The following is a 15604-nucleotide window of genomic DNA, read 5'->3' as shown; positions in this document are numbered from 1 at the left end:
CATGCAGCGCGAGGACCCCGACCTGCCCACCTCTGCGCGTCGCGTGATCGTGGGTCTCAACGCCACCGGCGCCTCCACGGTCGTCGCCGACGAGCAAGCCGTGCCCCGCACCCGGCTCCCCAACGGGATCCTGCTCCAGGAGGTGTGGCAGCAGCGGGACATTCCCGCCGGGCCGGACGATCACCCGGAGCCCGAGTGGACGTTGGGCCCAGACGCCCCAGCAGAAGGAGCCGTGGTCCGAATCCTCACGGTGCCGGCCGCAAACGGCGACGGGCCCGCGGCACCGGACCTGCACACGGACCCCTCTCTGCATGTGATCACGATGCTCAGCGGTGAGCTGGTCGTGCTGCTGGAGGACGGCGAAGTGACACTCGGCGTCGGAGACTCGGTCGTCCTGCGGGACAGCATGCACGACCTGCGAAACCTGCGCCCCCGGCCGGCAACGTTCGTGTACACCTCCTTTCCCCTCACCAAGAGCGGGTAGGAGCGCTGACGTTCTTCACACTTCGATGCGCAGCCAGGTGTCACCCGTGCGGAGCCAAAGGGAACCGTCACGGCCTTGCCCGCACTTCATGACGACCCGGCCGGGCACACGTAGCCGACGGCGGCTGGTGACGGTCCAGGTGGCGCCGTCGAGTTCGGCACGTATGAGGTCGACGGACCGCTTGTTGTGGTGACGGCTGGTAAGAACTGCCCTGTTGCCGCGGATCGCGAGCCCGTCGGGGTCGGAAACGGGGCTGCGGTAGCTGGCGACATCACCGGTGGACGGAGTGATCCGCGTCAGGTAGGTGCCGACTTTGCCGTTGCCGGAGTACCAGACGAGCCATACGTGTTCGTTCTCGGTCGCCGCGGTGCAGCCTTCCAGTGGGTGGTCGGGCAGTCTGCGCTGAGGAGCCCAGGAGGCCCGGCCCTGGGTGTCCCATCCTGCGAGGCCCGCTCCCGACTCGGGGTGGCCGCCGTAGATGCCCTCGTCCCCGTAAGCCGTCCAGATACCTCCGTGGGCGTCGGTGACCAGGGCTGGAATGTCGTCACCGACACAGAACTCGGCCTCAGGCGTTCCGGACGGCGAGAACACCACCGCGTTGGAGGCCCAGGCTCCCTCGGGCTCGCTGCGGGACGTACGCCCCTTCACCAGCAGTAATCGGCGATCCGAGAGCAGGGCCAAGTGGCTGGGCCACATCCGAATGTCCTTCACCAGGATGCGCCGCTGCTCCTGTCCGATGATGGTGACCAGCTCCCCCGTGAACGGGAGCTGCGGCCTCCACCCGACCCACCCCTTGATATAGCGGGAGCGGTTCAGATATCGCCGGTGGACCAGTAGGACAGCAAGCTCACCGGCGGGGCCGATGGTCCACCAAAGGGCTCGGTGGCCGCGCATCGCATCAGCGGCGGGAAGCCGCCACACAGCGTGTATCGCGTCATCGGAACCAGCCGTCAAGGGGCGGAGATTCATGGGCAGTCGCCTCTGGGACTCCGGAGCCGAGCAGCCCGAAGAGCACTACGCTACCGGCCCTTGCCCAGAGGCGAGTTGCTGTTCAGACGGGCAACGAAGACTACGACGCCCAGGAGAATTTGCGGAGCCCATCGAGGGTGACCAGCCGGCCGAAGGCCAGCTCCGGGAAGTGGGCCGGCGCAAAGGGATCGCCGGAGTCAGCCAGCTCATCGGCGATGCGCTGACGCATGATGCCGGCCGCGACAGGGTCGACGTCCCACATGCCCATCCACTCGGGCTCGGTCAGCTCACCCACGGTGTGGAGAGTGTCGCCGAGCAGAAGGGCTCGCTCGCCCTGGTCGTGGATCACGTAGATGGTCGTGCCGGGTGTGTGACCGGGTGCGGGGCGCGCGATGAGGCCGGGAAGCAGCTCGGCCTCGGCATCGATGGGCTCGACTCGTGACTCGATCGGCATGAGCAGGTCGCGGATCTTCGGCACAGCGGTCGGGCCGGTCATGAAGTAGGCCCAGTCGCTCTCGTGCATCCGGTACGTCGCGTTCGGGAAAGTGATGTCACCATCGGTCGTCGACCAGCCGACGTGGTCCCAGTGCATGTGAGTGAAGCAGACGTCCGTGACATCCGTCGGATCAACTCCGGCACGACGGAGGTTGTCGAGCAGCGCACCGGTCCGTGTTCCCTCGTCCGCGAACACACCGCCACCCGCGTCGATCAGGACGGTCCGGTTCTTGATCCGGACGAGGAAGGAGCCGATGTCCAGACGGATGCGCCCGTTCTCATCGGTGGGGTGGTCCACGCAGTCCCAGATCTTGCCGTCCGGGTGCGACACCGCGTTCTCGATGGGCTCGTGGGAAGTGCCGTCGACGATCGGCACGATCTCGAGGTTTCCGACCTTCATCTCACTGCTCCCGCTTGTCGATGTGCCCGGAGGGTGGTGATGGCCCGTTTCGTCGGGAGTTCTACTTCAGTACGCAGTCCAGGAACGACTGGGCCCCCGGGGTGAGCGGTGCGCTCCTGCACACCAGAGAGACATGCAGGTACTCCGGCGGCTCCAGGTCCAGGACGAGCGCGCCTGCCTTGCGTGCCAGGTCCGCCCAAGCCTCGGTCAATACGGCGATCCCGGTGCCCTGGAGCACCAGCGACAGGATGGCCTCACGGTGCCCGGCCTCCACCCCGTAGCGCACGGGCACACCACGTTCTTGCAGTTCGTCAAAGAGTTGCCGGGCCCTGGTGCCCCGCGGGGCGACGATCGCCGTCAGGCCGGCCAGATCCTCCAGGGCCACCGCCCGGCCCGGTGGCAATGGCCCGTCGGGCGGGGCCAGCACGACGAACCGCTGTCGGGCGACGGCATGTACCTCCACGTCCGGCGAGTGCAACTCCGTGGCCGTGCCCGCAAGGCCGATCTCCACCGCTCCCGTGCGTACGTGCTCGACCACCGCATCGGCGGTGGGTACGGCGCGGACGTCGACCTGCATGGCGGGATGGTGACGCTGATAGGCGCCGATCATCGCGGACAGCGGCTGGACCGCGGGCGAGGGCATGCTCGCGATCTCCAGCCGTCCGGTGCGCAGCCCTTTCACCGATTCCACCGTAGCCCGTGCGGTCTCCATGTCCCGCAGAACCTGCCGGGCGGGCGCGATCATCGCCCGTCCGGACTCTGTCAGTTCGATGCGTCGGCCAATGCGATGGAACAGCAGGGTGTCCAGTTCACGTTCCAGGTTGCGGATCGCCTGGGAGAGCGACGGCTGCGCCAGATGCAGGGAGGCCGCCGCGCGATTGAAGCTGCCGTGGTCGACCACGGCCAGGAAGTATTCGAGTTGCCGTGCGTCCATGAGCCGTTCCTGTCCGAGGCAGCCGTTACAGCTCGATGTAGACACTCTTGGTGTAGAGGTAGTTGTCCATGTGTGCGGCGCTCCCCTTGGAGCCGTAGCCGCTCATCTTGGTGCCGCCGAATCCGACCAGTGGGTCGATGTGGCCGTAGCAGTTCACCCACATCGTTCCGGTGTGTACGCCGCGGACCACGCTGAGGGCGGTAGACAGGCTCTGCGACCACACCGCTCCCCCGAGGCCGTACTCGCTGTCGTTGGCGATGGCGATGGCCTCGTCCACGTCGTCGAACGGCAGGATCGACAGGACGGGGCCGAAGATCTCTTCACGGGCGATGCGCATGTCGTTGGTGACATCACCAAAGATGGTCGGCTGCACGAAGTAGCCGTTCTTCAGCTCGCCTGCCAACCGCTCTCCCCCGCGGAGCAGTTGGGCTCCATCCGTTCGGCCGACATCGATGTAGGACAGCACCTTGTCCAGCTGCGCCTGGGAGACCAGCGGGCCCAGGGTGGCGGTGTCGTCCAGACTGGACCCGATGCGCAGCGTGTCGGTGAACGCCAGCAGTCGTTCGGTGAACTCGTCGACGATGGAGCGCTGGACGAGTACTCGCGTGCCGGCGAAGCAGATCTGGCCGGAGTTGGCGAACACACCCATGGCGGCGCCCGGTACCGCCTTGTCCAGGTCGGCGTCCGCACACACGATGTCCGCCGACTTGCCGCCGAGTTCGAGTTGCAACTTCTTGATGTTCGCGGTGGACGCCTCGATGATGCTGCGGCCGGTCTGGGTCGACCCCGTGAAGGCGATGCGGTCGACGTCCGGGTGGGCCGCGAGGGCGTGGCCGGCTTCCTTGCCCAGGCCGGTGACGACGTTGATGACTCCTGCCGGGACACCGGCTTCGTGCAGGATCTCCGCCACCCGCAGCACCGACAGAGAGGCTTCCTCGGAGGGCTTCAGCACTGCGGTGCATCCGCTGGCCAGGACGGCACCGATGATCCAGAACTGGCCGTTGAGGGGGCCGTTCCAGGGGATGATGCCGCCGACGACCCCGACCGGGGCCTTCAACGTCATCGTGGTGACGTTGCCGGGGATGCCGTTCATCAGCGTCTCACCGCTGATGTTGGCCGCCTGGGCGGCGAAGAACGACACCATCTTCAGCAAGGCCGGCTTGCTGCCCCGCAGCCTGGAGACCGGGGCGCCCATGTCCAGGGCCTCGATCTGGATCAGTTCCTCGAACCGCTCGTCGAGGATCTGGCCGATCCGGGTCAGGAGCGCCTGGCGCCCGTAGGGAGTCCAGGTACTCCACTGGCCGTTGAACGCACGGCGTGCTGCGAGGACCGCGCGATCGACGTCCGCCTGGCCGCCGGCGGCGAGCCGCGCCAGGTCCTCACCCGTCGAGGGGTTGATGGTGGTCAGTGTCTGTCCGGACTCGGCCGGGACGCTTTCGCCGTCGATGAAGTGCTGGTGCGCGGCGCGGGCCACGAAGGCCTGGGCCTGCTCGCCCGGGGCGGCGCTCTGCTGGAATGTGGTCACTGCTTACCTCTCACATGGCCTTCGATGCTGCGTCGTTGGACTTCGACGTCCGACGTCCGACGTCAGTCGAAGACGAAGACGCCCTTGCCGATCTCGCGTCGGTCGAACAACTCGTAAGCCCGCTCTGCCTCGTCGAGGCGGAACTCGTCGGTGAACAGCGACTCCACGTCCAGGCCTCGCTCGGCCACGAACTGGGCGCACTCCTCCTGGAGATTCTTGCTGAAGGTCAGCGAGCCCACGACCGTCTTCTGCAGCTGGATGAGTTCCTGGCTGTCCAGCTCGATGGTGCCGAAGACACCCACCATGCAGGCGGTGCCCCACTGACGCAGCGCCTGGACCGACTGACGCCGCACGGCGGAATTGGCGCTGCACTCGATGGACTTGTCCGCGCCCGCGCCGTCCCGGGTCAGGGCGCGGACAGCGGCCACGGAGTCCTGCTGCGTCGCGTCGATGACATGGTCGGCGCCGAACTTCTTCGCCATCTCCAGGCGCGAGGGCTCGACGTCGACGGCGATGACCCGGGCACCGAAGGCCTTGGCCAGCATGGTGACGCTCAGACCCACCGGCCCCTGTCCGAAGACGGCGACGGTCTCGTCTGCTGACAGGCCGACCCGCTTGATGGCTCCGAAGGCCGTCCCGGTGCCGCACGAGATGGCCGCGCCGGTCTTGAACGACAGCTCGTCGGGCAGCCGGATGAGCGTGTGCGCCGGCACCTTCATGAAGTCCGCGTGGCCGCCGTCACCGTCGAGACCGCCGTACACCGTGCGGGCGTTCGGACAGTACTGCGTCCAGCCGGAGCGGCAGTAGCGACAGGTGCGGCACCCGTCGTAGTGGTGGACCATGACCCGGTCGCCCACCTTGGCCTCGCTGGGGCGTACGGCGTCGCCGACCGACTCGACGACTCCGCACGGCTCGTGGCCCTCGATCACCAGCTCCACTCCGGTGCGGTGCGGGCCGTGGAGGTGGTGGAGGTCGCTGCCGCACATGCCGGACGCCTTGATACGAAGGACGACTTCGTCCGGTCCCGGCACCGGGTCGGGAACCTCACGGAGGTCGAGCTTGCCCTCGCCCAGGAATACAACTGCTTGCATGTCTACGTTCCTTGATGGTCAGGAGGTGGGCGGCGTGGTCTGGGGCGCCGCGGGAATGACGGCCGGCGACACATCATCGGTGTCATCACCGCCGGGGGCGATCTGCTCCAGCGCGTCACGGGACGTGTCCACACCGGCCACGCCGTTGAGCACGGTCACGACGACGTACATGCCGCAGACGGCCAGGATCACCCCGAGGACCCCGGAGCTGTTGAACAGCCACAGGACGACGAAGGGGGAGAAGATCAGGCCGATGCGGCCGACGGTCTGGGAGAAGCCGCCGCCGCGGAAACGGAAGGCGGTCGGGAAGAACTCGGGGGTCGTGCCGAGGCCCAGTGTCAGGAACGACGCCACCGTGGCAACCAGGACGAAGCCGACGGCGATGACCAGCGCAGGAGCCGTCATGAACGGGTAGAGGCCGGCGAAGACCGCCGAGAGCACTCCGAACAGCATGATGCTGGTGCGCCGACCGAGGCGGTCCACGATGAACATGCACACCAGCGGGCCCGCCACGTAGCCGGACATGATGGCCGCGTTGAATCCCAGGGACTTCGACACGGTCATCCCCTGCTCCACGAAGAACGTGGGCATCCAGCCGGTGACGACGTAGGAGCCGAACAGGCAGGTGACGGTGAGGATCAGAGCCATCAGGGTGCGCCGGATGACAGGCCGCGAGAACAGCACCGTGATCGGCACCCACTCGGCCTTCTCCTCCACCGAGCCAACCGCGCCGTGCGTGACCGGAGTCGGGGCGGTCTCCCGGCTCGGGATGCCGGACTCCCTTTCGATCCGCCGGATCACGGCCTCGGCTTCCTCGTGCCGGCCGCGCGACTCCAGCCATTGCGGGGACTCCGGCAGCCCTCGGCGCAGCCACCAGGCGCCCAGTGCGAACAGGCCACCGATGACGAACATGCCGCGCCAGGTCAGCGCGGGAATGACCACCCAGCCGAGGATCGACGACATGGAGACACCGACTCCGCCGAAAATGCCGAGCAGGCCCAGGTAGCGCCCGCGGCGGCCCGGCGGAATGAACTCGGTGATCATTCCGTAGCAGATGACGTACTCGGCACCGAGGCCGATGCTCATCAGGCCCCGCAGAACGATGAGCACCTCCATGGAGGGCGACAGCGCCGCGCACAGCGCGAGGATTCCGAAGAGCGCCAGGCTGAACTGGAAGGCGAAGGCACGTCCGATCCGGTCTCCGAGCCAGCCCGCGAAGGCCGCTCCGATCGCGAGGCCGGCGAACGTGACCGACAGGAAGAGCGAGTTGAGGCCGAGCGTCGAGAAGCCGGAGTCCAGCATCGATGCCAGCACACCGGCCGAGAGTGTGTTGTCGAAGGAGTCGCAGAACAGGCCCAGGCCGACCAGCAGCGCCAGGCGCCTGTGGAACTTCCCTATCGGAAGACTGTCGAGTCGGCGGCCCGCATTGATGCGCGTATCCATCAGCCGACACCTCCCGGCCGTACCGGGCGGGTGGTGACATCACAGGAACCGGCAGGAAGGGCGAACAGGAGGGTATCGCTATGCCCGCATGGGTTCGATCGACATTGTCCGATCATGCGTCTTGCCTTTGGCTCGGTGCTCGGTGCACAACAACGCGAACACGACGGTGTGTTTGTGGGACGACGCCTCTTCGTACGAGTGGACCGTCTCTACCCGGATGACCTGCCAGTTTTGCTGTGACACATCGACGCGACGTGTCAGCGACTCAGCGGCGACGGCGCACGACTCCCCGCGGCGACAAATTGACGGTATCCAGCATTGTGGGACTTCGTCAATGGTTCGAGAGGGTTGCCATCCGGTTACGGGGCGCTCGGGGCGATGCTCGTACGAGGTCGGATCTGTCAGCTGTTGGTGTCGTGATACAGGCCTGCGGCGCGGGCACGCTGGGTGGCCAGGTCGATCACCAGGTCGAGGTTGGGTGTCGGTACCTGCGCCCGTTCCGCCAGGTCGAGGGGGACCCGGAACATGGCGTCGATCTCCATGGGCCGTCCGGCCAGCAGGTCCTGCGCGATGCTCTGGAGGTGGCCGGACTTCGCCAGCTTGGCCAGCCCCTCCTCCGGGTCTCCCGGCTCGCACCCCAGGGCGCGGGCGACGGCGGCGGCCTCGGCCGCCATGGCCTTGGCGGTGCCCGCGACGGCGGGCTTGTCGAGCACGTCCTTCATGGGTGAGGCGCTGAGGACGGCCAGCGAGCCTCCGATCAGGTTCATGGTCAGCTTGGCCCAGATCGCGTCGCGGATCTTCGGCGTGACGGAGGTTTCCAGGCCGGTGGGGGTCAGCAGCGACGCGAGCGCGTCGAGCCTGGAGTCGGATCCGCCGTCGGGGCGTCCGACGAGCAGGCGGTTGCGTGCGTTCTCGGCCCGGATCACTCCCGGTGCGGGCACGCTGCACGCCGTGTAGGCCACAGCGCCCACGGCCCGCTCGGGGCCGACGTGGTCCCACAGCGCCCGCTCGGGGTCGAGGCGCTGAAGGCGGGTGCCGTCCAGGGGCCCGCCGTGTGCGTGGAAGTACCACCAGGGCACGCCGTTCATGACGAACAGCGCGAGGCCGTCCTTCTTCAGCAGCGCACCGACGTGCTCGGCGATGGCCGGAAGGGCGGGCGCCTTGACGGTGACGATGACGATGTCCTGCGGCTCCAGATCGCCGGGCCGGTCGGTGGCCACCGGGTGCGAGACAAGTTCGCCGTCGCGGGTCTCCACCCGCAGCCCGTCCTGTTGGATCGCCGCCAGGTGTCGGCCACGGGCGATGACCGAGACATCGGCCCCGGCCGCGCCGAGTCGTCCGGCGATGTGTCCGCCCACGGCTCCCGCGCCGTATACGCAGATCTTCATGTGTGCTCTCGCTCTCTGCTTACGTGATGGGTGGGCCGGTCAGTCGAACTGCCGGCGCTTTTGGGCCGCGGCAGCGCTGAGGAAGGAGATGTCGTTGCCGGTGGAGACATAGCCGGCACCGAGGTCCAGGTACTGGCGGATCAGGTCCGGGCGTCCGCCGAGGCCGCCGACGCCAGCGGTCTTTCCGTACACGCGGCAGGCTTCGATGATGCGCAGGTACGCCTTGTGCAGCTCGGGGTGGTCCATCTGCCCCGGGATGCCCAGCTCGAGACTGAGGTCGTTCGCGCCGACGAGGAGGACGTCCACGCCCTCGACGGCGGCAATCGCCTCCACCGCGTCCAGGCCTGCGCGTGTCTCGATCTGGGCCACCACCATGGAGGTCTCGTCGAGCGCGCGGATGGTCTGGTCGGCGGGGTACGAGCGGAAGTGCAGTTGGGGCGGGGAACCCGCGAGGGAGCGCTCGCCCAGAGGTGCGTGCTTGACGGCCCGGACTGCGGCACGCACCTCGTCGGCTGAGTTCACCCCGGGCACGATGATGCCCATGGCCCCGGAGTCCATGACCCGGCCGATGAAGGACGGGTCCAGGCCCGGGACGCGGACGAGCGGGGTGACACCCAAGTGGTTGCAGGCCATGCAGATCTGGCTCGCGGCATCCAGGGGGAAAGGACTGTGCTCCATGTCGATGTAGATGGAGTCGAACCCCGCGGAGTGGGCGATCGCGGCGATGTCGACGGTGCGCACGAGGCGTGCGGTCATCGAGTACACCGTCTCGCCACGCAACAGCTTTTCCTTGGCGGGATTGCGCAGAAGAGGGCTGGCTTCGTTGCTCATGTTCGGAAGGTTCCTGACTGACTGGGGGTGCCTCGGCCGGCGCGGAGGCCCGGGCGGTGGCAGTGGATGTCTCAGCCGAAGAGCGGCGGCAGTTCCTGCGCCTCGTCCTCGAACCCGTACACGGACTTGACCTCGAGATACTCCTCGAGCCCGAAGCGGCCCATGGAGCGGCCGATGCCGGACTGCTTGTAGCCGCCCATAGGCGTGTACGAGTCCGTTGCCGCGCCGTTGTAGCTGACGCGTCCGGCGCGCAGTCCGTTCGCCACGCGGCGGGCGCGCGTGCGGTCGCCGCCGAAGACGAAGCCGCCGAGCCCGTAGACCGAGTCGTTGGCGATGCTCAGGGCCTCGGCCTCGGTGCCGTAGGGCAGGACGGCCAGGACGGGTCCGAAGACCTCTTCCCGGGCGATCGTCATGTCCGGGGTGACTCCGGTGAACACCGTGGGCTGCACGAAGTACCCGCGGTCGAGGCCGTCGGGGCGCTCCAGGCCGCCGGTGACGAGCCGGGCGCCCTCGTCGAGGCCACTCTGGATGTGGTCCCTGATCGACTTGAACTGACCGGCGCTGACGACCGGACCCATGGTCGTCGAACTCTCCAGCGGATCGCCCAGGCGGAAGCGGCGGGCCTCGTCGACCAGGAAGGGCACCACCTGCTCGATCTGACTCTCGTGCACCAGCATGCGGCTGGGGGCGTGGCAGGACTGGCCGGCGTTGAAGAAGCAGCGCTGGATGTTCCAGCGCGCGGCCTGCTCCAGGTCTGCGTCGGGCAGCACGATGTTGGCGGACTTGCCGCCGAGTTCGAGGCAGAGGCGCTTCACCGTGTCCGCGGCGGCGGCCCCGACCTGTCGGCCGGCCCCGGTGGATCCGGTGAAGGAGACCATGTCGACGTCCGGGTGACGGGAGAAGGTGTCGCCCACGTCGCGGCCCCTGCCGTTGACCAGGTTGACGACGCCCGCGGGTACGCCCGCCTCGTGCAGGACCTGGGCCAAAAGCGCGCCGCTGGCTGCGGAGTTGATGCTGGGCTTGGCCACGACCGTGCATCCGGCGGCCAGCGCGTAGATCAGCTTGATGACGCCGGTCTGGACCGGCCAGTTCCACGGTGAGATCAGCGCGCACACGCCGATCGGTTCGCGGCGGACGACGGCACCGCCGATCCGCGACTCGAAGGGGTACTCGCGCAGGAGGTCGCGGGCCACGCGCATGTGCTGGGCCGGGCCGGTGACCTGAGCTCGATTGGCCACGGGAATGCCGACTTCGCGGGCGATCAGCTCGGAGAACTCGTCGATGCGCGACTCGTAGGCGTCGACGACGCGGTCGATCAGTGCGATCCGCTCGTCCACCGACGTGGCGGAGAAGCTGTCGAACGCGCGGCGCGCCGCGGCGACGGCCCGCTCCGCGTCCGCGGCGCTGCCCAGAGCCACTCGGGCGAAGGCCTCCTCGCGGGTCGGATCGATGAGCTCGACTTCGCGGGGCTCGATCGGTTCGGTCCACTGACCGTCGATGTAGAGGTGCGGGTACTGCCTCATGAGAGGGGCCTCCTCGACCTGTGTGTTGCTTGTCTGTTGGTGTGTGGCCGGGGCCCGGTTACGGGCCGACCATTCGGCTCAGCTGCTGTGGGTGTAGCCGCCGTCGCAGGCGATCGTCTGTCCGGTGATGAACGCGGACGCCGGTGTGGCCAGGAAGAACATGACGCCGACGAGGTCGGTGGGCACCATCCCGCGCGGGATGCACTGCAGTGACGCCGCGCGTTGGCGGACCTCGACGGTGGGGTTCACGGTGCGCTCGACTTCCGTGGCGACGGAGCCCGGGCGCACGCAGTTGACGGTGACCCCGTGGCTGCCCAGTTCACGCGCCAGCGAGTTGGTCATGCCGATGATCGCCGACTTGGACGTGACGTAGTGCAGGTAGTTGACGGTGCCTCGGGTCACCGCGTCGGACGAGACGTTGACGATGCGGCCGAAGCCGGCCGTACGCATGTGTGCAGCCACCGCCCGCACGCACAAGTAGGTCCCGGTGACGTTGACCTTCAGCACCTGCTCCCACTGCGCGAGGGGGATCTCGTCGAACGGGCCCTTCTCGATGGTCGCGAAGACCGACGCGTTGTTGATCAGTACGTCGATCCGGCCCCACCGGTCCATGACGGTGTCGACCATGGCTGTCACCGATGACTCGTCAGCCACGTCGACCTGGACGGCCAGGCCGGTCCCGCCGGTCTCGTGAATCTCCTTGACGACGGTCTCCGCCTTGCCGAGGTCGAGGTCGGCCACCACGGCGAAGGCTCCGGCCGCGGCGAACTGGCGCGCCAGCTCCCGGCCGATGCCCTGGGCGGCGCCGGTCACGATCACCACCCGCTCCGCCACGCTGAAGTCCCGCGCCGACGCCGGCACTCCGGAGTCATGTGGGGCGTGGGTCAAGGGTGTTGTCGTCATGGTCAGTCCTCCTGGCGTCGCGCTTCGCGATCGGAATGCGGCGGGGAAAGTGGCTGCGAATGCAGGGCTGATAAGCGGGTGGCGCCGCGTATTCGCGTGAGCCTCACCCGTGAGCACCGGGGTAGTAACCCCTGATGACCCATGGACAGTATCCCGCCATGTGGGATATCGTCAATGGAAACGGCGACCCTCCCTGCTCCACCGCAGGACGACACCGGGCCGGCCCAGCGCCCCGACTCATCGGCTCTCGCCGCCGGGCGACATTGACTCAGTGATGGATTCTTCGAAGGAGCTTCAGATGCGTGTAGGCAAGGCATCCGACACCGACACCGAGCAGGTCGGAACCATGCGTGAGGGGAAGCTCGACCAGAAGCACCTGCTGTTCGGCGAGGACGACTCGCCGAACAACTTCGACCTCAACATGGGCCTCACGGGCGGCGGCGGCTGGCGGACCCCGCGCCACCGGCACAACTTCGACCAGATCCGCTACGTCATCCAGGGCGACCTGCCCTACACCGAGACCGAGGTGCTCAAGGAAGGCTGGGTCGGATACTTCCCTGAGAGCATCCACTACGGCCCTCAGGAGCGCGCCGAAGGCCTGCGCACCATGGTGCTGCAGTGCGGCGGCGCGAGCGGCCAGGGCTACCTGAGCGTCGCGCGGCGCGAAGCGGTGAACGCCGAACTGAACAAGCTCGGCGAGTTCAAGAAGGGCCTGTACCACTACACCGACGACAACGGCGTGGCCCAGAGCAAGGACGGCTCCGAAGCGATCTTCGAGCACGCCACGGGCGGCGCGCTCCGGTTCGCGGCTCCGCGCTACACCGATGTCATCGCGATGGACCCGGAGGCCTACGACTGGCAGAAGAGCGACGACGCGGGCGTCGAGGAGAAGTGGCTGGGCCGCTTCACGGAACGCGACCTGCGCATCGGGTTCGTACGCCTCGACGCCGGCGCGGTCTACCGGGCGGGCCGGTTCGACTCCATCGAGATCCTGTTCCAGACCAAGGGCAGGGTGACCGCCGGGGGCAGCGAGTACGGGCCGGAGACCGGGTACGAATTCCTGGCCAACGAAGGCCCGGTGGCGGTCGAGGCCACGGAGCCGGCCGAGTTCCTGCGCATGGTGCTGCACACGTTCTGAACCCATCGCGGGGCAACACGCAGCCACGGCTCCGCGTTGCCCCGCGGGAGTCACCCACTGGGCCGGACCCCGCGACGCCTGCCACGCCGGGGTTCCGTCAATTCGTGACGCCCACTGACATCACCTCAACCACTCGCAGCAGGTCAGGGATTCACCATGCCCCCACCCCTCCATGCCCAGACGCGGCCCGTTCCCGAGGCCGACGTGCTTGACGCGCTCCCGCCGGTCCGCGAGGTGAGCGCCGCGGAAGTGGCCGCCCGCATCTCCGGCGGCTCGCGACTCATCGTCCTCGACGACGATCCGACCGGCACCCAGACGGTCGCCGATGTACCCGTCCTGACGTCCTGGACGGTGGACGACCTGCGCTGGGCGTTGCGCCAGGACAGCGCCGCCTTCTTCGTCCTCACCAACACCCGCAGCCTCTCCCCCGAGGACGCCGCCGCCCGCAACCGCGAGGTGGTCCGCGCCCTGCACGTGGCGGCGGCGGCCGAGGGCACGACGTATGTCCTGGCCAGCCGCAGTGACTCGACACTGCGCGGCCACTTCCCGCTGGAGACCGATGTCCTCGCCGAGACGCTGACACATCTGGGCGCCGGTACTCCGGATGGAGTGGTACTGGTTCCCGCCTACATCGAGGCGGGACGACTGACGGTCGACTCCGGCCACTGGATGCGGACGGCCGACGGGCTGCTCCCCGTAGGCGAGAGCGAGTTCGCCCGCGACGCCACCTTCGGCTACCGCAGCTCGAAGCTGCCGGAGTGGGTCGAGGAGAAGACCGGCGGACGCGTGCCCGCGGACCAGGTCCTGCGCGTCACCCTCGACGACCTGCGCCGTGGAGGACCGGAGCACACGGCGCGGCTGCTGTCCTCGCTGCGCGACGGACGCCCGGCCGTGGTCGACGCGGTGTGCGACGACGACCTTCGGGTGCTCGCCCTGGCCCTCGTCCAGGCGGAGGAGAGCGGCACAAGACTGGTGTACCGGGTCGGCCCATCCTTCGTCAGGGCCCGCTCGGGACAGGCGGCTCGGGCACCGCTCACCCCGGCGCAGCTGCACCCGCTGCACGGGGACGCGCCGCACGGTCTCATCGTCGTCGGGTCCCATGTCACGCTCACCACACAGCAGCTGGACCGGCTGCGCGAGCGCGGCGGAATCGCCGAGTACGAGCTGGACGTGGCCCTCCTGCTCGACGAGGAACGCCGGGACTCCCACATCGCCGAGGTCGCGGCCGCGGCCGCCGGCGCGCTGGATTCGGCCGACGCCGTGATCAGCACCTCCCGCACGCTGGTGACCGGTGCCGACGCGGAGGACAGTCTGTCGATCTCCCGCCGGGTCTCCGCCGCACTCGTGGAGGCCGTGCGCCAGGTCAACGCCGCCCGGCGGCCCGCCTTCGTCATCGCGAAGGGCGGGATCACCTCCAGCGACACCGCCACCCAGGGCCTGGAGATCCGCCGCGCCTGGGCCCGGGGCACCCTGCTGCCCGGCATCGTCTCGCTCTGGGAACCGGTGGACGGCCCCGCCGCCGGCATCCCCTACATCGTCTTCGCCGGCAACGTCGGGGGCACCGACGCCCTCGCCGACGCCCTCGACCTGCTGAGGAGCACCTGATGCTGCTGCACGGAACCGATGCCCTGAAGGAGGCCGCGGCCGCCGGTCACGCCCTGCCCGGGTTCGTCGCCTACAACCTGGAGACGGTCCAGGGCATCACGGCCGCCGCCGAGACCGCGGACCGGCCGGTCCTGATCCAGGCGGGTTCCAGCCCCTTCAAGCATGCGGGGCGCGACGCCCTGATGCGGCTGGCGCTGGACGCGGCCGGCCGCTCCGACGCCCACCTCGGTGTGCACCTCGATCACAGCCGGGACCTGGACGAGATCACCGCCTGCCTGGAGGCGGGCTACACCTCGGTCATGGTCGACGGTTCCCACCTGCCGTTCACTGAGAACATCGCATTGACGAAGGAAGCGGCCCGGCGGGCTCGCGACCACGGAGCCTGGGTGGAGGCCGAACTCGGAGCCCTGCCGGGCGACGAGGACGTCTCCACCGACGCCGTCGCGCAGTCCGCGACGATGACCGATCCGCGACAGGCGGCCGAATTCGTGGCCGCGACGGGCGTGGACGCACTCGCCGTCGCCGTCGGCAACGTCCACGGCTTCACCAAGGACCGCGTCCACCTGGACCTGGAGCGGCTCGCCGCCCTCCACGAGGCCGTACCGGTCCCGCTCGTCCTGCACGGCGCCAGCGGTCTGCCCGTCGAGGAGCTACAGGGCGCCCTCGCCCGCGGCGTCGCCAAGGTCAACGTCAACGCCGAACTGCGCCGCGCCTACCTGGAGGCCGTCCACACGACCCTCCCGTCGGCGCTGCCCGGTTCCGACGTCGTGTCCGTGTGGGCGGCGGGCCGCGATGCGGTCCGGGACGCCGCCCTGGAGGTCATCGGCCGTCTGAGCCCGCGCCGTTGAGGGAAACCCCCGACCTCAGCACCCACC

14 protein-coding genes are annotated in these 15604 nt (G+C 68.6%); 4 read left to right on the top strand and 10 right to left on the bottom strand.

From position 1 onward, the window contains the following. Position 1 precedes the first annotated feature (1 nt). Positions 2-484 carry a cupin domain-containing protein gene (locus OG746_RS36855; protein WP_266722705.1) on the top strand — a complete coding sequence of 161 codons (483 nt, stop codon included), beginning with the start codon at positions 2-4 and terminating at the stop codon, positions 482-484. Between the two features lie 15 nt (positions 485-499). Here the strand turns inward: OG746_RS36855 and OG746_RS36850 are convergent, their stop codons facing one another. From OG746_RS36850 to OG746_RS36805, 10 genes are all read right to left on the bottom strand, one after another. Beyond that, positions 500-1378 (bottom strand): hypothetical protein, encoded by an 879-nt coding sequence (locus OG746_RS36850; protein ID WP_266722703.1) that lies wholly within the window; start codon positions 1376-1378, stop codon positions 500-502. Positions 1379-1553: 175 nt separating this feature from the next. Beyond that, the gene (locus OG746_RS36845) at positions 1554-2348 is read right to left on the bottom strand and encodes an MBL fold metallo-hydrolase (RefSeq protein ID WP_266722701.1); all 795 of its coding nucleotides are present in this window, start codon (positions 2346-2348) and stop codon (positions 1554-1556) included. A gap of 61 nt (positions 2349-2409) precedes the next feature. Beyond that, positions 2410-3282 carry a LysR family transcriptional regulator gene (locus OG746_RS36840; protein ID WP_266722699.1) on the bottom strand — a complete coding sequence of 291 codons (873 nt, stop codon included), beginning with the start codon at positions 3280-3282 and terminating at the stop codon, positions 2410-2412. A gap of 25 nt (positions 3283-3307) precedes the next feature. After that, on the bottom strand, positions 3308-4807 hold the full coding sequence (locus OG746_RS36835; RefSeq protein ID WP_266722698.1) for an aldehyde dehydrogenase family protein: 1500 nt from the start codon (positions 4805-4807) through the stop codon (positions 3308-3310). A gap of 62 nt (positions 4808-4869) precedes the next feature. Continuing rightward, the gene (locus OG746_RS36830) at positions 4870-5898 is read right to left on the bottom strand and encodes a zinc-dependent alcohol dehydrogenase family protein (protein WP_266722696.1); all 1029 of its coding nucleotides are present in this window, start codon (positions 5896-5898) and stop codon (positions 4870-4872) included. A gap of 18 nt (positions 5899-5916) precedes the next feature. Continuing rightward, positions 5917-7341 (bottom strand): MFS transporter, encoded by a 1425-nt coding sequence (locus tag OG746_RS36825; RefSeq protein ID WP_266722694.1) that lies wholly within the window; start codon positions 7339-7341, stop codon positions 5917-5919. Between the two features lie 401 nt (positions 7342-7742). Continuing rightward, complete coding sequence (locus OG746_RS36820; RefSeq protein ID WP_266722692.1) at positions 7743-8729, bottom strand: ketopantoate reductase family protein; 987 nt, start codon at positions 8727-8729, stop codon at positions 7743-7745. Between the two features lie 39 nt (positions 8730-8768). Next, positions 8769-9560 (bottom strand): HpcH/HpaI aldolase family protein, encoded by a 792-nt coding sequence (locus tag OG746_RS36815; protein ID WP_266722691.1) that lies wholly within the window; start codon positions 9558-9560, stop codon positions 8769-8771. A 71-nt stretch (positions 9561-9631) separates the two neighbouring features. After that, on the bottom strand, positions 9632-11083 hold the full coding sequence (locus OG746_RS36810; protein WP_266722689.1) for an aldehyde dehydrogenase family protein: 1452 nt from the start codon (positions 11081-11083) through the stop codon (positions 9632-9634). Positions 11084-11161: 78 nt separating this feature from the next. Next, complete coding sequence (locus tag OG746_RS36805) at positions 11162-11986, bottom strand: SDR family NAD(P)-dependent oxidoreductase (protein ID WP_266722687.1); 825 nt, start codon at positions 11984-11986, stop codon at positions 11162-11164. Positions 11987-12284: 298 nt separating this feature from the next. Here OG746_RS36805 and OG746_RS36800 point away from each other — a divergent pair, with 298 nt between their 5' ends. The 3 genes from OG746_RS36800 (at position 12285) to OG746_RS36790 (ending at position 15577) form a co-directional block, all read left to right on the top strand. Continuing rightward, a complete protein-coding gene (locus OG746_RS36800; RefSeq protein ID WP_266722685.1) occupies positions 12285-13124 on the top strand; it encodes a hypothetical protein in 840 nt (279 codons plus the stop codon). Positions 13125-13280: 156 nt separating this feature from the next. Then, positions 13281-14729, top strand: coding sequence for a four-carbon acid sugar kinase family protein (locus OG746_RS36795; protein WP_266722683.1), 1449 nt, complete (start codon positions 13281-13283; stop codon positions 14727-14729). Then, positions 14729-15577: a class II fructose-bisphosphate aldolase gene (locus OG746_RS36790; protein ID WP_266722681.1), complete on the top strand. Its 849-nt coding sequence runs from the start codon at positions 14729-14731 to the stop codon at positions 15575-15577. Before OG746_RS36795 ends, OG746_RS36790 begins: the two co-directional genes overlap by 1 nt. Positions 15578-15604: the final 27 nt, after the last annotated feature.

Source organism: Streptomyces sp. NBC_01016, from assembly GCF_026341035.1.
Lineage (GTDB): Bacteria > Actinomycetota > Actinomycetes > Streptomycetales > Streptomycetaceae > Streptomyces.
This window is presented reverse-complemented; position numbering and strand designations above follow the sequence as displayed.